Below are 18,934 nucleotides of genomic sequence, written 5' to 3'. Positions count from 1 at the left end.
CGTCCCCGCGAACGAAGGAGACCCATGTCCGACCTCCGTATCGGTGTCCTCGGCTACGGCCTGCGCGGCAGCCTCGCCCGCGTCGCCCACCGCCCCGGCGCGGGTTCGCACGTCACCGCCCTCGCGGACCCCGACCCGGCCGCCCGCCGACAGGCGACGGAGGACTTCCCGGGTGTCTCGACGACCGCCGACCACAGGGAAGTTGTCGCGTCCCCCCACGTCGACGCGGTCCTCGTCCTCACCCCCGACCACACCCACGCCGACCTCGCCTGCGAGGCACTGCGCGCGGGCAAGCCCGTCCTCGTCGAGAAGCCCCTCGACATCACCGTCGAACACTGCGACCGCGTCCTCCGTACGGCCCACGAGACCGGCACCCGCCTCTACGTCGGCCACAACATGCGCCACATGCCGGTGATCCGCCTCATGCGCGACCTCGTCGAGGGCGGCGCGATCGGCACCGTGAAGACGGTGTGGGTACGGCACTTCGTCGGCTACGGCGGCGACTGGTACTTCAAGGACTGGCACGCCGAACGCCGGTACAGCACGGGCCTGTTGCTGCAGAAGGCCGCGCACGACCTCGACGTGGTGCACTGGCTGGCCGGCGGATACACCCGCCAAGTCCAGGCGTTCGGCGACCTGTTGGTCTACGGCGACCTCCCGCACCGGCGTGCGCCCGGCGAGCCGAAGACCGCGGACTGGTACACCGAGGACGGACACTGGCCGCCGCACACCCAGCGGGCGCTCAACCCGGTCATCGACGTCGAGGACGTGTCGCTGGTCAACATGCGCCTGGACAACGGGGTGTTGGCCGCCTACCAGCAGTGCCACTTCACCCCCGACTACTGGCGCAACTACACCGTCATCGGCGACGCGGGGAGGCTGGAGAACTTCGGCGACGGACCGGGCGCGGTCGTGAAGGTGTGGAACAGTCGCCGTTCGGAACACCGGGAGCGCGCCGACGCCGAGCACCGGGTCCCGGACACCGAGCGGGACGGCGAACACGGCGGCGCCGACCCGCTGTTGATCGACGAGTTCCTGCGGTTCGTACGGCACGGCGGGCGCACGGACACCTCGCCCGTCGCCGCGCGGATGGCCGTGGCCGCCGGGTCCGGGGCCACCGAGTCGCTGCGGGACGGCGGCACCCCGCGCGAGGTGCCGCCCCTCGACCCGGAACTCGCCGCCTACTTCGAGCGGGGCCAAGTGCGGGCGTCGTAGGCCTGGTTGGGGGCCGTGGGCCTGGTTCTCAGATGGAGGTCTCCACCGGCTGCTGCGGGGTCTCCTCCGCCACCGCGCCCGGTGTGGGCACCCGGTCCGCGTTCACCAGGACGCCGGCGATGAGTGCGGCGAGCAGGATCGAGGCCATGGCCCACCAGGTGGCGACGTTGAAGCCGTGCACGGCGGCCTTCGCCTCCAGGAGTTTCCGGTTCACGCCGGGGCCCGCGTGGGCGGTGGCGTAGCGGGCGGTGACGGTGGCGGCGATCGTGTTGAGGAGGGCCGTACCGATCGAACCGCCCACCTGCTGGGCCGTGTTGAAGGTGGCGGAGGCCGCGCCGGAGTCGCGGGGTGCGACGCCTCCGGTGGCCAGGGACACCGAGGTCATCATCGCCGTACCCATGCCGAGGCCGAGCATCAGCATGCCGGGCAGGATGTACGTGGCGTACGCGGGCTCCACCCCGACCTGTGCGATCAGCGCGAGCGCGCCCGCCGCGCACAGCAGGCCCGGGACCATCAGGGTGCGCGGCGGGACCCGGTGCAGCAGCCGGGCCGCGATCTGGGTCGAGCCGGTGATCATGCCGACGGTGATGGGGAGGTAGGCGACGCCCGTCTTGACCGGCGAGTATCCGAGGACGCGCTGCATGTAGTAGGTGAGGAAGAGGAACACGCCGAACATGCCGATGGTGACGAACAGGATGGTCAGGAACGCGCCGACCCGCTGACGGTCCTTCACCACCGTCATCGGCAGCAGCGGAACCCGTGCCCGCGTCTGCCAGAACCCGAAGGCGCCGAGCAGGACGACCCCGGCGGCGAGCAGGGTCAGGACCAGCCCGTCGCCCCAACTCCGCGACTCCGCCTCGGAGAAGCCGTACACCAGCGTCAGCATGCCGAGGGAGCCGAGGAGCGCGCCGGGGATGTCGAGGTGGGCGTCCGGGTGCCGGGAGCTGTCGCTGAGCAGGACCCAGGCACCGGCGAACGCGACCAGCGCGATGGGCACGTTGACGTAGAGGCACCAGCGCCAGTCCAGGTACTGGGTGAGAAAGCCGCCGGCCAGCAGCCCAACTGCCGCGCCCGCGCCGACAATCGCGCCGAACACCCCGAAGGCCTTGCTGCGGTCCTTCGGGTCGGTGAACGTCGTCGTGAGCAGCGAGAGCGCGGAGGGTGCCAGCAGGGCGGCGAAGACTCCTTGCAGCGCGCGGGCGCCGAACAGCATGCCCTGGTTGGCCGCGGCCCCGCCGAGCGCGGACGCGGCGGCGAAGCCGATCAGCCCGATCATGAAGGTGTTCTTGCGCCCGGCGAGGTCCGCGATCCGGCCACCGAGCAGCAACAGCCCGCCGAACGCGAGGGTGTAGGCGGTGATGACCCACTGCCGGTTCCCGTCCGACATGCCGAGGTCGGTCTGGGCGGACGGCAGTGCGATGTTGACGATGGTCATGTCCAGGACGACCATCAACTGCGCGAGCGCGATGACGACCAGCGCCCACCAACGACGGTTCTCGGCCATGGATCCTCCCCGGGTCCGGCGATCGCCCTCATCGTCCTCCCGCACCCGGCCCCTTGGGAACGCCAGCGTCTCTTATTACGCCGATTTTGCCGACCCGGCCCCGCTGCGCGCCGGGCGCCGAACTCCCCTACCGGCGCACGCCGTTCACCGCGTCCCGGCACAGCAGCCGCAACGACCCGTGCCCGCCGAAACACCGCCGCGCCTCGTCGATGGGGTCCCACAACCGCCCCTCCGGAGTACGCAGCCAGTGCTCACCCCCGGTCGCCCACCACTCGCCACCGGTCTGCCGCGCGATCACCTCACCGGCGTACGCCCCGAACCCGCGCAACTCGCTCTCGATCGCGGCGTACGGCACCCCGTCCCGCCGTATCTCCTCGATCATCCGGTCGACCCGCCACAGGCTCTGCGCCGAGTAGTCGAGCCGCACCCGGGCCCCCTCACGCATCGTCGCCACCGCGTCCGCCGCCCACCGCACGGGCCGGGCGGCGGCGGAGGGCCTGTGCTCCCGCGCTGTCATCACGTGTGTCATCGCACCGAGAAAACCCTAGTCACGGGGCTTCCCGGCACCCCGGTCCGGGCATTTCCCCGGACCGGCGCAGGACCGCCCCACCCTCACCGCACGACGGTCACAGACCTCGCCCTCAGCTCCCGCTCAACTCCGGCCGCGCGCCCGCCGCGAGACCACCGCGCGCAGCACCCGGCGCCCCTCCGTCGACACGGCGAGCACCTGGCGCAGTCCGCCGCCTGCGGGACCGCTTCCGGTTCCGGCGAGGAGTTCGAGAACGGTGATCTGGCGGCGCAGCTCGGCGGCGACGAGGGGCGACAGTCCCTCCGTACGACCTTCACGGCGGGCGGCGATGTCGTCGGCGCCGTCGGCATCGTCGGCGGGGGCCATGACCTCCAGGAGGCGGTGGATCCGCAGCGAGGCGACCGAACAGGCGTCGGCCCACTCCCGCACCGGAGTGCCGACCGGCTCGGCCGGTGCGGTCGCGAGCATCTGCCGGGCGAGCCGCACGGCGCGGTCCTCACCGGATCCCTCTCCGGGTCCTTCACCGGATTCCTCACCGGGTTCCTCGAAGTGCGCGGGCAGCTTGGCGCGGGCCCGCTCCAGGCACTCGCCCCACGTCTCCCCCGCGGCCGGGTCGGCGAGGCTGGTCCACAGCGGACGCAGCACCTCGTCGTCGCCGCCCAGCAGCGGCACGCACCGATCCAAACAAGCCAGTCCACTGGCAGTCAGTGCGCGTTCGTCGGCCTGCGCGATCAGTTCCACCAGACTCATCCAGACCTCCCTCAGCGGGGCCCCTCCCCTATGGAGCCCGCATCTCCCCTGACGGCACGCCCCACCCCGGGAGTGTCACACGGGACACCCCCGAGCAGGCAGAGAAAAGGGAAGAAGAGGTTTTCGGCCAACTGAACGGGATCCCTCAGGCCTCGACCGGAACGCCCGCCCTCGCCAGCGCCTTCTCGTGCTGCATCCGGGTCAGGCGCAGGACGACGAGGACCGCGAGCGCGGCGGCGGCGATGTGGATGGCCTCGTGGATCAGCGTCTGACCGACGGCGGCGTGGATGTCGTCGGCGGCATCCCCGTACTCCAGGTAGCTCACCCGGTCGGCGAGGAGCGACAGGATCCACAGCGTCCACCAGATGTTGACCAGCAGATGCGACCTGCGGGCACCCACCGGGCTGCTGGCGTCCCAGATCTCCAGGGTGATCCGTCGCGGATACCAGAAGTTCAGCAGCGGCACGAACCACCCGACGACCGCCCACCAGGGCTTCATGCTCTGCTCGGCCGGATCGAACACCCCGGCGTTGCCCCGCACCAGCACGAACCAGGACAGGTACACGATGACGCACACGAGCATCGAGCCCGACTGGACTTTTCCGGCCAGCGAGTTGAGCGACTCCGCGGCGTCCGCACGCCGGAGGATCCCGCTGCCGGTCGCGCCGTCCATGAGGTCGCCCGTCACGTCGTACAGGGCGAGACCGGCGTAGCCGGCGAACAGGTCGACGGCGATGACGAGCCCGAGCGACGCGACGGCGGCCCGGCCGAGGCCGATCGGCGAGCGCGGATAAGACGCGGGGCCGGGCATGGACGTGGGTCCGGGCATGGACGTGGGTCCGGGCATGGACGTGGGCATGGGAACGGACATGATGCGGCAACCCCCCGAGTGCGAACAGAAGGGGGAACATACGATCCGCCGTCCCCGGAAGTCCAGCGGCCGCCCAGCCGCACCGACCGCCCCGCTCGGCCCCCGCCCGGTCCCCGCTCAACCCACCTTGTCCGCAAGCGACTTGAACTGAGTCCAGGTCAGCGCGGGCGTCCCCGGGTCCCACAGCTTCTGGACCGTGGCCCGCAACGGCATCCGGATACCGGCCGCGACCTGGTTCTGCGTCTGGGAGTTGGCGAGGTCGCACCAGACCGCGAAGGACCCGCCGAGGATCTGGCCGTCGTACTTCGCGGGGACCGCCGTCGTGCCGCGCAGCACGCGCGGCGTCCACTGTTCGTAGATCCGCCGTCCCGTCGGATAGACGAAGGTCTGCGGCTCGCCGAGGACGTAATACAGGTACTCGTCGTTGTAGTTGAGGACCTTGCGCCCCGCGCTCAGGTACGCGACGGGCTGCCGGGCGCCGATCTCCTTGCCCGTCCAGTACGCCACTTGGAGATCCTTGGCGGCCTGCACGGACGTATTCGCGAAGAAGCCGTCGTTCCACACCCGCATCGTGCGGTCGTGGTCGCGGACGGTGTCGGCGCGGTCGTTGAGCCAGCCGGTGGTGAGGTCGGCGACGGTGCCGCGGGAGCCGTAGGCCTTCGTGGCCTCGGCCGCCAACTGCGGGAAGGATGCCTGGGGGTTGGCGGCGGTCAGCGCCTGGTACTCGTCGCCGCCGAGGTGCCACTGGTCGCCGGGGAACAACCCGGCGTACTCGTCGAGGAGTTCGTCGACGATCGCGGCGGACGCGTCCTTGGAGATGTCGATCGCGCCGCGCGTGGCGACGCCCGACACGTTCCGCAGCTGCAGATCGGGGTGGGCGGCGAGCACCGCACCGAGGTGCCCCGGCGAGTCGATCTCGGGCACGACGGTGATGTGCCGGCTGGCCGCGAGGTCGACGATCTGCTTGACCTGCGCCTTGGTGAGGTGGTCCTTCGACACGATCTCGGGATGGCTGGTGGACTCGATCCGGAAGCCCTGGTCGTCGGAGAAGTGCAGCCCCAGCTCATTGAACTTGAGGTCGCCCAACTCCCGTACCCGGTCCTCGATCCAGGCCGCGGTGAACGGCTTGCGCGCGATGTCCAGCATGAACCCGCGCCGCGGCTTGGCCGGCTGGTCGTGCACGACGCCCTCCGGCGCCGTACCGCCGCCGTGCACTTCCTGCTTGAGCGTCCGGGTGCCGTAGAACACCCCCGCGTCAGAAGGACCACTGATGGTGACCCTTCCCCCGCGCACGGTCATCGCGTACGACTCCGGGTTCGCGCCCTCGTCGTCGTTCAGGGCCAGCCGTACGTCCCCGGCGCGCACGTCACCCGACTCGCCGCCGTACGTCAGCCCCAGCTCACCGGCGATCAGCCGCCCCTCGTCGACGAGATCGGCGTCCTCGACGACCACCCGGTCCCCCTTGGCGGGCCGCCAGCCGGGACCGCGCGCGGGGGTGTGGGAACGCACGGCGGGGATGGTGCGGGGTGTCTGCGACAGCGGATACGACCGGGTCGGGCTCGGCGTCGGGGACGCGGAACGGGAGGCCGCGCCGCGCGAGGCGGCGGAGGTCTCGTCGGCGGACCCGACCGCCGTACCCCCGGACCCCCCCTCGTCCCCGGACGCGGCCCACAGCCCGAGCCCCACCCCGCCGCCGACCACCACCGTGGCCGCGGCGACCGCGATCAGCCCCCGCCGCTGCCTCAAGGGCTTCGACGGCTTCACCTGCTTCGCCGACGAGCGGCGCCTGTGCTGGCTCACGGCGCCAACCTACGGCCCCGGGTGGATCGCGGGTGTCCACCACGCGTTCCGAAACTCTCCCGTCCGGGTGAAATTCGGGCACCTGTCGGACACCTCATGACCACTCCCGATAACGTGGTGACGCACTTCTCACTCTTCAGCACCGCATCCCCTGCCGCACCGTCCGTGACGCGAGGATCCACCCTGCCTGCGCACCGCCTCCCCCACCTCCCCGGCCGAGTGGCCATACCGGCGCTGCCCGAGCAGTCCCGCACCTCGCCGTCCCCGAAATCGCTGGCGGGGTTCAACGCCGCGTCCCCCGAGGACGCCCGCCACACCCTCCTCACCTGCCTCCACAGCCTCCGCTGGTCCCGCCGCCTCACCGACCACCGCCCCTACCCCGACCTCGACTCCCTGCTCGCCGCGTCCGACGAGGCGGCGTACGACCTGACGCCGGGCGACTTGGCGGAAGCGCTGGCGGGCGAGTCCCTCCCGGTCCTCCCGGCCGACACCTACGAGGCCGCCCACATGGCCCTGGACGCGGCCCACGCGGCGTACGAGGCCCGTTTCGGCCACGTGTTCGTCATCTGCCCGGACGGCATTGCCCCGGACGAGGTCCTCGACCACGTCCTGGCAGGCATCCGATCCCGCCTGACGAACGACCCGGAGGAGGAACGGGTAGTGGTGGCAGAGGAACTCCGCCGCCTTGCAAGAGGGCGCTTGCTGCGTGCTTTTTAGCTTTTAAGGGGCGCGGGGCTGTGACATTTGCCGCTCCGCCGCGGGGCGCGCCCAGCCACAACGGCGCCGCACCCGGCATTCAACACAATCACCCACCCCATTAGCCGCCCGAAACTAGCCCATACGCGCACCTTTGGGTGCCATTTCGATCACACCAGCAGGCCCGCCGTAAGACCCGCGTCAACGGCTGGATACGATGCTGAGGGCCGGAGGACCGTACCCGGCCGGGCCCGACCGACAGAGAAGCCGGCGCGGCCCTAAATCCCCGCTCCCGGAGGGTTCTTCCGTGCCGGCTGGAACGCTGTACCGCGGCCGGGAAGGAATGTGGTCCTGGGTGGCTCATCGAGTCACCGGCGTCCTCATCTTCTTCTTCCTGTTCGTACACGTGCTGGACACCGCTCTTGTGCGTGTCTCCCCCGAGGACTACGACAAGGTCGTAGCCACCTACAAGACGCCGATCGTGGCACTGCTGGAGTACGGCCTCGTCGCCGCGATCCTCTTCCACGCCCTCAACGGCCTGCGCGTCATCGCCGTCGACTTCTGGTCGAAGGGCCCGCGCTACCAGAAGCAGCTGCTCTGGTCCGTCGTAGGCCTGTGGCTCGTGCTCATGCTCGGGGCGATCTACCCCGTGCTCGGCCACGCCGCTCGTGTTCTGTTCGGGAGCTGACGCAGATGTCCACGACTGAAACCGCGTCGGGCATCGGCCCCGTCGAGAGCGCGTCCGTCTACACCGTAGACAACCCCGCGCCCCTCATCGAGGCCCCCCGCAAGCGCACCAAGAAGACCCCGAAGTCGACCCGGGGCAACTTCGAGATGTACGGCTGGCTCTTCATGCGCCTGTCCGGCGTCGTGCTGGTCGTCCTGGTCCTGGGCCACCTGCTGATCCAGCTCGTGCTGGACGGCGGTGTCTCCAAGATCGGCTTCGCCTTCGTGGCGGGCCGCTGGGCCTCGCCGTTCTGGCAGGTCTGGGACCTGCTGATGCTCTGGCTGGCGATGCTGCACGGCGCCAACGGCCTGCGCACGATCATCAACGACTACGCGGAGCGCGCGAACACCCGGCTGTGGCTCAAGGGCCTGCTCTACACCGCCACGGTGTTCACCATCCTGCTGGGCACGCTGGTGATCTTCACCTTCGACCCGAACATCCGCTAGGCCATCGGGCTGAGGGACTGAGGAATTCTGATGAAGATCCACAAATACGACACCGTCATCGTCGGCGCCGGCGGCGCCGGTATGCGCGCCGCGATCGAGTCGACGAAGCGCAGCCGCACCGCTGTCCTGACGAAGCTCTACCCCACCCGCTCCCACACGGGCGCCGCGCAGGGCGGTATGGCCGCCGCGCTCGCCAACGTGGAGGAGGACAACTGGGAGTGGCACACCTTCGACACGATCAAGGGCGGTGACTACCTGGTCGACCAGGACGCCGCCGAGATCCTGGCGAAGGAGGCCATCGACTCGGTCCTCGACCTGGAGAAGATGGGCCTGCCGTTCAACCGCACGCCGGACGGCACGATCGACCAGCGGCGTTTTGGTGGCCACTCCCGTAATCACGGTGAAGCGCCGGTCCGCCGGTCCTGCTACGCGGCCGACCGCACCGGCCACATGATCCTCCAGACGCTGTACCAGAACTGCGTGAAGGAGGGCGTGGAGTTCTTCAACGAGTTCTACGTCCTCGACCAGCTGATCGCCGATGTCGACGGCGTGAAGACGTCGGTGGGCGTCGTCGCGTACGAGCTGGCGACCGGCGAGATCCACGTCTTCCAGGCGAAGGCCGTGATCTACGCGTCCGGCGGCTGCGGCAAGTTCTTCAAGGTGACGTCGAACGCGCACACCCTGACCGGTGACGGCCAGGCCGCGGTGTACCGGCGCGGGCTGCCGCTGGAGGACATGGAGTTCTTCCAGTTCCACCCGACCGGCATCTGGCGCATGGGCATCCTGCTGACGGAGGGCGCCCGCGGTGAGGGCGGCATCCTCCGCAACAAGGACGGCGAGCGCTTCATGGAGAAGTACGCGCCGGTCATGAAGGACCTCGCGTCCCGTGACGTCGTCTCCCGCTCCATCTACACGGAGATCCGGGAGGGCCGCGGCTGCGGTCCCGAGGGCGACCACGTGTACCTGGACCTGACGCACCTCCCGCCGGAGCAGCTGGACGCCAAGCTGCCCGACATCACGGAGTTCGCGCGCACCTACCTCGGTATCGAGCCGTACACGGACCCGATCCCGATCCAGCCCACCGCGCACTACGCGATGGGCGGCATCCCGACGAACGTCCAGGGTGAGGTCCTCACCGACAACACCACGGTCGTCCCGGGCCTGTACGCGGCCGGCGAGGTCGCCTGCGTGTCGGTGCACGGCGCGAACCGTCTCGGCACCAACTCCCTCCTGGACATCAACGTGTTCGGGCGCCGGGCGGGCATCGCGGCGGCGGAGTACAGCCGGAAGGCGTCGTACGTCGAGCTGCCGGAGGACCCGGCGCAGCAGGTCGTCGACCAGGTCGAGCACCTGCGCAACTCCACGGGCACCGAGCGCGTGGCGGTCATCCGCCGCGAGCTGCAGGAGTGCATGGACGCGAACGTCATGGTGTTCCGCACCGAGCAGACGATCAAGACGGCGGTCGAGAAGATCGCGGAGCTGCGCGAGCGCTACCGCAACGTCTCGATCCAGGACAAGGGCCGCCGTTTCAACACGGACCTCCTTGAGGCCATCGAGCTGGGCAACCTGCTCGACCTCGCCGAGGTCATGGCGGTCTCCGCTCTCGCCCGCAAGGAGTCCCGCGGCGGTCACTACCGCGAGGACTACCCCAACCGCGACGACGTCAACTTCATGCGCCACACCATGGCGTACCGCGAGGTCGGCGACGACGGCACCGAGTCCATCCGTCTCGACTACAAGCCGGTCGTCCAGACCCGCTACCAGCCGATGGAGCGTAAGTACTGATGGCTACCCCTGTTCTGGACAAGGCGGAAGCGGCCGGCCAGCCCGAGCCCGGCTTCGCCGACTCCCCGTACATCACGGTCACCTTCCGCATCCGCCGCTTCAACTCCGAGGTCTCGGCGGAAGCGGTCTGGGAAGACTTCCAGCTGGAGATCGACCCCAAGGAGCGCGTCCTCGACGGTCTCCACAAGATCAAGTGGGAACTGGACGGCACCCTCACCTTCCGCCGTTCCTGTGCCCACGGCATCTGCGGCTCGGACGCGATGCGGATCAACGGCAAGAACCGTCTCGCCTGCAAGACCCTGATCAAGGACCTCAACCCCGAGAAGCCGATCACGGTCGAGCCGATCAAGGGTCTGACGGTCCTGAAGGACCTGGTCGTCGACATGGACCCGTTCTTCCAGGCGTACCGCGACGTGATGCCGTTCCTCATCACGAAGGACACGAACGAGCCGACCCGGGAACGCCTCCAGTCGGCGGAGGACCGCGAGCGCTTCGACGACACCACGAAGTGCATCCTCTGCGCGGCCTGCACGTCCTCGTGCCCGGTCTTCTGGAACGACGGCCAGTACTTCGGCCCGGCCGCCATCGTCAACGCCCACCGCTTCATCTTCGACAGCCGTGACGACGCGGGCGAACAACGCCTGGAGATCCTCAACGACCGCGACGGCGTGTGGCGTTGCCGCACCACCTTCAACTGCACGGACGCGTGCCCGCGAGGCATCGAGGTCACGAAGGCGATCCAGGAAGTGAAGCGGGCGCTGATCACGCGGCGCTTCTGAGGTTCTTTTCTGTACGGCTGCGAGGGCCCCGTTTCCGGGTTGGGAGCGGGGCCCTCCTGCGCGCCGGTAGCCCGTTTGGGCGAACGTGATCGTCAAGGACATACCGGTGCTGTCCGGCCTACGATGATGCTCTCGACACCAGCCCAGCAGGAGGCACGCGATGTCCGCAGCATCCGTCGAGCGGCCCCACGACGACCGTCCGCTGATCGCGGAGGCGAACCGTCTCATGGACCGCAACCCGGGCTACCGAGTCGAGATCATCGGAGGCCAGATCCTCGTGAGCCCGCCCCCGGACGTACCTCACGCCCGCGCGCTGACCGACCTCATGGTCCCCTTCCTTACGGCCGGGCTGCACGGGATCGAGTCAAAGGTGCTTCAGGGCATTGGGCTGTGGCTGCCCACGGGGACAGAGGATTACGCCATCCCTGACCTCGCCGTCGTCGACACCGACATCGAAGACCACTACGTCGAGAACAACTGCTACGACCCGGCGCCGTTCCGCCTCGTCCTGGAAGTAACGTCGAGCAACTACCAGACCGACCTGCGCACCAAGGTGGCCGCCTATGCCGGTGCCGCTGTGCCCGTCTACGTCATCGTCGACCGCAAACATCAGCGCCTCCACGTCCTGACGGACCCGGCCACAGGCGAGTACACCAACCACCGCGTCCACGCCCCCGGCGAACTCGTCACCCTCCCCGACACCCTCGGCGCCAAGGTCACCCTGGACGTCGCGGAGATCCTCAAGGCCGGGCAGCCCAAGAGCGACTGACCTCGCCGCTCGGCTCACAACCGGCTCAGGATCGGCGGGCAATCCCGGGCCTGCGCCGATCATCGACCTAATCTGATGGCATGTCAGACGAAGAGTCGTACGAACTGCTCGGCTTCGACAACCTCCTCCTCCCCGTCGGGGACCTCGCCGAGGCCGTCCCCTTCTACGAGCGCGCCGGGTTCACCGTCGGGTTCCGGCTCGACGAGGCCGGGATCGCGATCCTGAAGGTCGGAGGCGAGACGCCCGGGGTTCTCCTGCGACAGGAGGACGGGCTCGGACACAGACCACCCCCCTGGCCCTCGCCCCGCGTGTGGCTGGAGGTGCCGGACGCGCGGAAGGCGGCACAGCACCTCACCGCCGCCGGTGTCCCCCTCCTCGACGCACCCTTCTCCGTGGCCACCGGGTGGACCGTCGAGATCGCCGATCCCTGGGGCAACGTCATCGGATTCACGGACTACTCGAAGCGGCCGGAGTTGGCGCGGCGGGTGTGACGCAGGTCCCAGCGCACGCGAGTTGAACACGTTCAAAAATGCTCCTACAGTTCTTCCTGTCAGCGTTTTTGAACGTGTTCAAGAAGGGGGAGGCGCATGGACCGCACGGTCATCGCCTACGTCATCTACCTGATCGTCAGCATCGGGCTCACCGTCTGGGTGGCCCGCACGCTCAGCCGCAACGGGCGGATCTTCCTCGCCGACGTCCTACGGGGGAACGAAAAACTCGCGGAGGCCGTGAACCACCTCCTGGTGGTCGGTTTCTACCTCGTCAACCTCGGGTTCGTCGCCCTGTACCTGAGCGGCGACGGCACCATCGACGACACCCGGGGCATCTTCGAGGCCCTGTCGAAGAAGGTGGGCGTGGTGCTGCTGGTGCTCGGGGTGATGCACCTGGGGAACGTGTTCGTGCTGAACAAGATCCGGCGGCGCGGGGTCATGGAGCGGGAGCAAGTGCCGCCCATCGCGCCGCAGGGCTGGGTTCCGCCGACGGCCGGGGCGTGACGGGGGTGGCCCCGGCCCTCGGCGGGACCCAGGACCGGGACGCCCCGCGCGTCCCGGTCCGCGGGCTCACCGTCCTCTACGACGCCGACTGCTCCCTGTGCGCCTTCCTGCGCGACTGGCTCGTACGGCAGTCGCAGCTGGTGCCCCTGGAGCTGGTACCGGCGTCCTCCGAAGAGGCCCGGCGGCGCTTCCCCGGGCTCGACCATCGCGCCACCCTCGACGAGATCACCGTCGTCGGCGACTCCGGGCAGGTCTACCAGGGCGCCGCCGCCTGGATCGTCACCCTGTGGGCGCTGCGCGAACACCGGCCGCTGGCCCACCGGTTGAGCACCCCGGCCGGGGCCAGGATCGCCAGGGGCGCCGTGCTCGCCGCCGCCAAGTGGCGCGGGGCGCAGTGGGGCGCCGGGCGATGGGGTGGCGGGGTCTACCGGCAGGGCGACGGGTGGACGTACGACCCGCGCAAGGGGTGGTCGTACACCGCGCCGGGCTGCGCCGACGGTTCCTGCCCCACTGGATAGGCTCTCTTTCCGTGCCAGCGAAGAACGACAGCCCCGAAGAGGACGGCGGTACGCCCGCCAGGTCCGCGAAGTCCGAGCAGACCCGTGCGCTCATCCTGGAGACGGCCATGCGGCTGTTCCAGGAGCACGGCTACGACAAGACGACGATGCGGGCGATCGCCAAGGAGGCGGGCGTCTCGGTCGGCAACGCGTACTACTACTTCGCCGGCAAGGAGCACCTGGTCCAGGGCTTCTACGACCGGCTCGCCGAGGAGCACCGGCTCGCGGTCCGCGAGGTGCTGGACCGGGAGACCGATCTGGAGGCGCGGCTCGCGGGCGTGCTGCGGGTGTGGCTGGACATCGCGAAGCCGTACCACGAGTTCGCGGTGCAGTTCTTCAAGAACGCCGCCGACCCGGACAGCCCCCTGAGCCCGTTCTCCGCGGAGAGCGAGCACGCGCGCGTGCAGGCCATCGACGTCCACAAGGAGGTGCTGTTCGGCGCTAAGACCAAGGTGGCGCCGGAACTGCGGGACGTGCTCCCGGAGTTGATGTGGCTCTCCCAGATGGGGCTCGTGCTCTATTGGGTGTTCGACCGGACCGAGGACCGTGAGCGGAGTTACCGGCTCGCGGAGCGCGGCGCGCGTCTCACCGCGCGCGGGGTGTCCCTCGCACGCTTCCGGGTGCTGCGGCCGCTCGTCCTGGAGGTGCACGAGCTGTTCACGGACTTCCTGCCGGGCATGACCCACGCGCTGCCCGACCCGGCGAAGGCCAAGAAGAAGCAGGAGAAGCGCGGGGCGCCCGCCGATGTGCCTGACGACAACGGGCGCCCCTGAACGCTCAGTTGACGGCGTCCACCTCGCCCTCCACGAGCTCGACGTCGTAGACCAGCGGACCGTCCGCCACCTCCACGTGGCGGGCGATCGAGCCGTACGACGTGGCCGTCGTCGCCACGAGGTAGGTCCCCGGTGCCGGCACCGACACGATGTACGAGCCGTCCGCCAGGGTCTCGACGCGGTCCAGTTGGCGTCCCCCGGCCGACAGCAGCGTCACTGACGCGCCCTCCACGGGCTCGCCCTCGGTCGTACGGACGAAACCGTGGACGGCCGAGGACGGGCCCTCCACGGCGGCCGGAGCGGGCTCCTCGGCGGGCTCCACGGCGAGGTGCGGCAGCGCCTTGTCGAGCCAGCCGGGCAGCCACCAGTTGGACTTGCCCAGGAGGTGCATCGCGGCCGGCACCAGGGCCGTACGCAGGATGAAGGCGTCGAGGGCGACCGCGGCTGCCAGGCCGACGCCCGCCGTCGCCGCGCCGGAGTTGCCGCTGAGGACGAAGGCCAGGAAGACGCAGACCATGATCAGGGCCGCGCTGTTGATGACGCGGCTGGTCTCCGCGAGGCCGACGCGGACCGCGCGGGCGTTGTCCTTGGTGTGGACCCACTCCTCGTGCATACGGCTCACCAGGAACACCTGGTAGTCCATGGAGAGGCCGAACAGCAGGGACAGCATGATGACCGGCAGGAAGGCGTTGATCGGGCCCTCCTTGCCGAGGCCGAGCATGTCCAGGCCCCAGCCCCACTGGAAGATCGCCACCAGGACACCGAAGGAGGCCGCCGCCGCGATGAGGTTCATCAGGGCGGCCGTCAGCGGCACCACGAGCGAGCGGAAGGCCAGCAGGAGGAGCAGGAAGCTCAGGCCGATGATCGTCGCGACGAAGAGCGGGAGGCGGTCGCCCGTGACGGTCGCGAAGTCCTTGGAGATCGCTGTCACGCCGCCGACGTGGCCGGTGACACCGGCCTCGGGTATCACCTTGTCGCGCAGGGTGTCGATCAGGTCGTCCGTCTGCACGGACTGGGGCGAGGTCTTCGGGACGACCTGGATCACCGTCACGCCGTGCGCGGGCGGCAGCGCGGCCACCTGGGCCACGTCCTTCGTCGCGCGGATGTTCTCCACCAGCGTGGCGGTGTCGCCGCCCGAAGTGACCACCTGGAGGGGGCCGTTGAAGCCCGGTCCGAAGCCGTCGGCGAGCAGGTCGTACGCCTGCCTGGTGGTCGTCGACGTGTCGTCGTTGCCCTGGTCGGTGGCGCCGAGGCGCAACGACAGGATGGGGAAGGCGAGGAGGGCCATGACGACGAGGGCGAACACGGCGATCCGGCGCGGGCGCTTCTGCACGGCGGCCGACCAGCGGGCCGCGAGGTTGTCGGTGCGCTCCGGCTCGGACCCGGTCGCGGCCAGCTTGCGGCGCTGCTTGCGGCTGAGCACCCGCACGCCCAGGAAGCCGAGCAGGGCGGGCAGCAGCGTCGTGGCCGCGAGCACGCTCAGGACCACCGTGAGCGAGGTGCCGATGACCACGCCGTCCAGGAAGCGCAGGTTCGTCACCAGCATCCCGGCGAGCGCGATGCACACCGTGCCGCCCGCGAACAGCACCGCGCGCCCGGAGGTGTTGAGGGCGATGACCGCCGACTCCTCGGGATCCAGGCCGCGTTGGACGCCGCGTCGGTGCCGGGTGACGATGAACAGGGCGTAGTCGATGCCGACGCCGAGGCCGATCAGGGTGGCCAGCAGCGGGGCCAGGTCGGGGATGTCGGTGGTGTGGCTCAGGAGCTGGGTGGAGAACAGGCCCGTGCCGACGCCGAAGACGGCGATGCCGATCGGGAGCAGGGCCGCGTAGAACGAGCCGAAGGCCAGGAACAGGACGATCGCCGCCGCGAGGATGCCGACGCCCTCGGCGATGCCGCCCGGGGGTTCTTCCACCCGCTGGACGGCCTGGCCGCCCAGCTCCACCTGGAGGCCCTTGCGTCCGGCGTCCTGCGCGGTGTCGACGACCTTCTGGACGAGGTCCTTGGGGACGGCGTTCGCCTGCTCGGCGAAGGTGATCTGCGCGTACGCGATCGTCCCGTCGGAGCTGATCTGCGCCGCGCCCCGGGCACCGGAGTACGGGCCGGTGACCCCGCCGACGCCCTTCATGTCCGCGATCCTGTCGAGGGCGGGCTGGATCCGGGACCGTACGGACGGGTCCTTCACCGAACCCGAGTCGACCTTCCAGACCACCGTGTCGGTGTCGCCCGAGGTGTTCGGGAAGGCCTTCGCCATCTGGTCGTACGCGCTCTTGGAGTCCGTGTCCGGGAGGGAGAACACGTTCGCGTAGTCCGTCCCGGCCGTCGAGGCCGACAGGCCCAGGCCGAACAACGCCCCCACCCACAGCAACAGGACCACCAGCCGGTGCCGATAGCACCACCGTGCCAATGCCGCCACGCTCAACGCTCCTTATTCGCAACCGAGTTGACTCGGTCGATCGGTCGGATGGTCCCCCAGGTCCTGGCCTACAGAATTGGCGCGGCACGCACGCGTGGACATGTTCTGGCCATGACTCTCAAGGAACTCCAAAGACCGAACCGGCCCGACTGTCAGTGCCCCGGCCGATACTGGGGGCATGACGGCTCCAGGAACCGTGCTGGTGGTCGAGGACGAACCGAGCATCGCGGACGTCCTCGCCATCGCGCTGCGCTACCACCGCTTCGAGGTGATGGTCGCGGGCACCGTGCGCGAGGCGCTCGCCCTCGCCGAGCGCACCCGCCCGGACTGCGCACTGCTCGACGTGATGCTCCCGGACGGCGACGGCCGCGCCCTGGGGCGGGAACTGCGCGCCCGCAGGCCGGACCTGGCGGTCGTCTTCCTGACCGCGCGGGACGCGCCGGCCGAGATCGTCGGCGCCCTCGGCTTCGGCGACGACTACATCACCAAGCCGTTCGACATCGACGTGGTCGTCGCCCGCATCACCGCCGTCCTGCGCCGCACCCGCCCCGCCGACGTCCTCCCCCAGCGCCCGCCCCTGCGCTACGGCGACCTGGAGCTGGACGAGACGACGTACTCGGTGCACCGCGCGGGCCGCTCGGTCGAGCTGACCCCCACCGAGTACGCCCTGCTGCGCTTCCTGGTGCGCAACGGCGGGCGGGTCGTGCCCAAGGAGCAACTCCTGCGCCACGTCTGGCAGTACGAGCACACCCCGCCGGAGTCGACCGTCGTCGAGACCTACATCAGCTATCTGCGGCGCAAGCTGGAGACCCTGGGACCGCCCGTGATCACCACGCGGCGGGGCGTCGGATACGGGCTCGCATGATGCTCCGGCTGCCCAATTGCGAGCGCGGGGTCCACTCCCTGCGCGCCAAGCTGACCCTGACGAACGTGGCGCTCCTCGCGCTCGGCATCGTGGCGACCACCGCCATCAGCCTCATGGGCATGCGGTACTACCTGCTCGCCCAGGTCGACGGCGAGCTGACCAAGATGCGCGACTCGCTGGCCGGTTCGCAGCTCACCCTCCGGCAGATCGACTCGCTGAGCGCACTGGGATTCGTCCGCGACCGTCTGGTCCCGGACGACACGGCCAAGGAGCGGTCGACTCCCGACTCGATCTACGCGGCGGTCGACAACCGGGGCGCCGCCGTCGGCATCTTCGGCGTCAAGCCAACCGAGGCACAGGTCGGCCTGGCGAGCGCGGTCGGCGACGCCCCCGCGCTGGCCCGGCACACCGACCCCGGGGACGTGACGGTGCACGGCGACTCCTACCGGGTCACCGCCGTCCGCCTGTCCGACGGTACGTACGTCCTCATGGCCACCTCGACCGAGGCCCTGCACACGGGCATGGGTAAGGCCCTCAGACTCGACCTGGCCTTCGGCACCCTGCTGATCGTGCTGCTCGCCTGGCTGACGATGCTCAGCCTGCGGCGCCGGCTGCTGCCCCTGGAGGACATGGTCGAGACGTCGTCGGCGATAGCCGAGGGCGATCTGACCCGGCGGGTGCCCTCCAGTCACCATCCGACGCAGGAGGTCGAGCAGCTGCGGGTCGCCCTCAACTCGATGCTCCACCAGGTCGAGTCGGCGTACCGCACCCGCGAGCACTCCGCCGCCCAGCTGCGCCGCTTCGTCGCCGACGCCTCGCACGAGCTGCGCACCCCGCTGTCGGCGATACGCGGCTACCTCCAGCTGTACGACAAGGGCATGCTGACCGAACCCGACGAGCGCAAGCGGGCCTGGGACCGGATGAACGCGGAGGCGGACCGTATGGGCCGTCTCGTCGACGAACTCCTCATGCTGGCCCGCCTGGACCAGCAGCCCGAACTGCGCTTCCGCAGCGTCGATCTGAGCCGCCTGGTGCGCGACGCGGCCGAGGACCTCCGGGTGCAGCAGCCGGAGCGGCCCGTCACGGTCGGCGCCGACGGCTCCCTCCTGGTGCGCGCCGACGAGTCGGGCCTGCGCCAGATACTCGGCAACCTGGTGACCAACGTCCGCACCCACACGCCCGCCGACGTGCCCGTGCGGCTCGGTGTGGAGCGCGAGGACGGGGTCGTACGGCTGTGTGTCGCGGACCAGGGTCCGGGACTCTGCCAGGACGACGCGGCGCGCATCTTCGACCGCTTCTTCCGGGCGGGCGGCGGCGCGGGCAGCGGTCTGGGGCTGGCGATCGTGCAGGGCGTCGTCAAGGCGCACGGCGGCGAAGTCGCGGTGCGGACGGCACCGGGCGAGGGGCTCGCGGTGACGGTGACCCTGCCGACGCGGACGCCCGTGCCGTCGTAGAAG

At 70.0% G+C, this 18,934-nt stretch carries 19 protein-coding genes; 13 read left to right on the top strand and 6 right to left on the bottom strand.

What is annotated here, in order from left to right; genetic code table 11:
* Positions 1-24 precede the first annotated feature (24 nt).
* Positions 25-1,215, top strand: coding sequence for a Gfo/Idh/MocA family protein (locus tag OG407_RS31710; RefSeq protein WP_405862997.1), 1,191 nt, complete (start codon positions 25-27; stop codon positions 1,213-1,215).
* Between the two features lie 28 nt (positions 1,216-1,243).
* On the opposite strand, the gene OG407_RS31705 is transcribed toward OG407_RS31710, so the two are convergent.
* The 5 genes from OG407_RS31705 to OG407_RS31685 form a co-directional block, all read right to left on the bottom strand.
* Complete coding sequence (locus OG407_RS31705; RefSeq protein WP_403583394.1) at positions 1,244-2,719, bottom strand: MFS transporter; 1,476 nt, start codon at positions 2,717-2,719, stop codon at positions 1,244-1,246.
* Between the two features lie 127 nt (positions 2,720-2,846).
* A complete protein-coding gene (locus tag OG407_RS31700; protein ID WP_405862996.1) occupies positions 2,847-3,248 on the bottom strand; it encodes a hypothetical protein in 402 nt (133 codons plus the stop codon).
* Positions 3,249-3,371: 123 nt separating this feature from the next.
* Positions 3,372-3,998: a hypothetical protein gene (locus OG407_RS31695; RefSeq protein ID WP_405862995.1), complete on the bottom strand. Its 627-nt coding sequence runs from the start codon at positions 3,996-3,998 to the stop codon at positions 3,372-3,374.
* A gap of 145 nt (positions 3,999-4,143) precedes the next feature.
* Positions 4,144-4,857, bottom strand: a complete 714-nt coding sequence (locus tag OG407_RS31690; protein WP_405862994.1) for a DUF4328 domain-containing protein — start codon at positions 4,855-4,857, stop codon at positions 4,144-4,146.
* A gap of 129 nt (positions 4,858-4,986) precedes the next feature.
* Entirely contained in the window at positions 4,987-6,615 is a 1,629-nt protein-coding gene (locus tag OG407_RS31685) for a beta-N-acetylhexosaminidase (protein WP_405868709.1), read from the bottom strand.
* Between the two features lie 219 nt (positions 6,616-6,834).
* Here OG407_RS31685 and OG407_RS31680 point away from each other — a divergent pair, with 219 nt between their 5' ends.
* The 10 genes from OG407_RS31680 to OG407_RS31635 all read left to right on the top strand — a co-directional run bounded on the left by OG407_RS31680 (position 6,835) and on the right by OG407_RS31635 (position 14,196).
* On the top strand, positions 6,835-7,386 hold the full coding sequence (locus tag OG407_RS31680; RefSeq protein WP_405868707.1) for a 2-oxo-4-hydroxy-4-carboxy-5-ureidoimidazoline decarboxylase: 552 nt from the start codon (positions 6,835-6,837) through the stop codon (positions 7,384-7,386).
* Positions 7,387-7,672: 286 nt separating this feature from the next.
* Entirely contained in the window at positions 7,673-8,053 is a 381-nt protein-coding gene (gene sdhC, locus OG407_RS31675) for a succinate dehydrogenase, cytochrome b556 subunit (protein WP_405862993.1), read from the top strand.
* 5 nt (positions 8,054-8,058) lie between these two features.
* A complete protein-coding gene (locus OG407_RS31670) occupies positions 8,059-8,538 on the top strand; it encodes a succinate dehydrogenase hydrophobic membrane anchor subunit (protein WP_405862992.1) in 480 nt (159 codons plus the stop codon).
* A 30-nt stretch (positions 8,539-8,568) separates the two neighbouring features.
* Positions 8,569-10,323: a succinate dehydrogenase flavoprotein subunit gene (gene sdhA, locus OG407_RS31665; protein WP_405862991.1), complete on the top strand. Its 1,755-nt coding sequence runs from the start codon at positions 8,569-8,571 to the stop codon at positions 10,321-10,323.
* A complete protein-coding gene (locus OG407_RS31660; protein WP_405862990.1) occupies positions 10,323-11,102 on the top strand; it encodes a succinate dehydrogenase iron-sulfur subunit in 780 nt (259 codons plus the stop codon). The genes sdhA and OG407_RS31660 overlap by 1 nt, the downstream gene beginning before the upstream one ends.
* 160 nt (positions 11,103-11,262) lie before the next feature.
* Entirely contained in the window at positions 11,263-11,871 is a 609-nt protein-coding gene (locus OG407_RS31655) for a Uma2 family endonuclease (protein WP_405862989.1), read from the top strand.
* 80 nt (positions 11,872-11,951) lie between these two features.
* Positions 11,952-12,362, top strand: a complete 411-nt coding sequence (locus tag OG407_RS31650; RefSeq protein ID WP_405862988.1) for a VOC family protein — start codon at positions 11,952-11,954, stop codon at positions 12,360-12,362.
* A 96-nt stretch (positions 12,363-12,458) separates the two neighbouring features.
* Positions 12,459-12,866 carry a hypothetical protein gene (locus OG407_RS31645; RefSeq protein ID WP_405862987.1) on the top strand — a complete coding sequence of 136 codons (408 nt, stop codon included), beginning with the start codon at positions 12,459-12,461 and terminating at the stop codon, positions 12,864-12,866.
* On the top strand, positions 12,863-13,384 hold the full coding sequence (locus OG407_RS31640) for a thiol-disulfide oxidoreductase DCC family protein (RefSeq protein ID WP_405862986.1): 522 nt from the start codon (positions 12,863-12,865) through the stop codon (positions 13,382-13,384). The genes OG407_RS31645 and OG407_RS31640 overlap by 4 nt, the downstream gene beginning before the upstream one ends.
* Positions 13,385-13,395: 11 nt before the next feature.
* A complete protein-coding gene (locus OG407_RS31635; RefSeq protein WP_405862985.1) occupies positions 13,396-14,196 on the top strand; it encodes a TetR family transcriptional regulator in 801 nt (266 codons plus the stop codon).
* A 4-nt stretch (positions 14,197-14,200) separates the two neighbouring features.
* Here OG407_RS31635 and OG407_RS31630 read toward each other — a convergent pair whose 3' ends face one another.
* Positions 14,201-16,603 carry an MMPL family transporter gene (locus tag OG407_RS31630; RefSeq protein WP_405868705.1) on the bottom strand — a complete coding sequence of 801 codons (2,403 nt, stop codon included), beginning with the start codon at positions 16,601-16,603 and terminating at the stop codon, positions 14,201-14,203.
* Positions 16,604-16,790: 187 nt separating this feature from the next.
* On the opposite strand from OG407_RS31630, the gene OG407_RS31625 reads away from it, so the two are divergent.
* Positions 16,791-17,477 carry a response regulator transcription factor gene (locus tag OG407_RS31625; RefSeq protein ID WP_365307899.1) on the top strand — a complete coding sequence of 229 codons (687 nt, stop codon included), beginning with the start codon at positions 16,791-16,793 and terminating at the stop codon, positions 17,475-17,477.
* Positions 17,474-18,931: an ATP-binding protein gene (locus OG407_RS31620; protein ID WP_405862984.1), complete on the top strand. Its 1,458-nt coding sequence runs from the start codon at positions 17,474-17,476 to the stop codon at positions 18,929-18,931. The genes OG407_RS31625 and OG407_RS31620 overlap by 4 nt, the downstream gene beginning before the upstream one ends.
* Positions 18,932-18,934 lie beyond the last annotated feature (3 nt).

The organism is Streptomyces sp. NBC_01515, from assembly GCF_045040345.1.
Taxonomy (GTDB): Bacteria; Actinomycetota; Actinomycetes; order Streptomycetales; family Streptomycetaceae; genus Streptomyces.
This window is presented reverse-complemented; position numbering and strand designations above follow the sequence as displayed.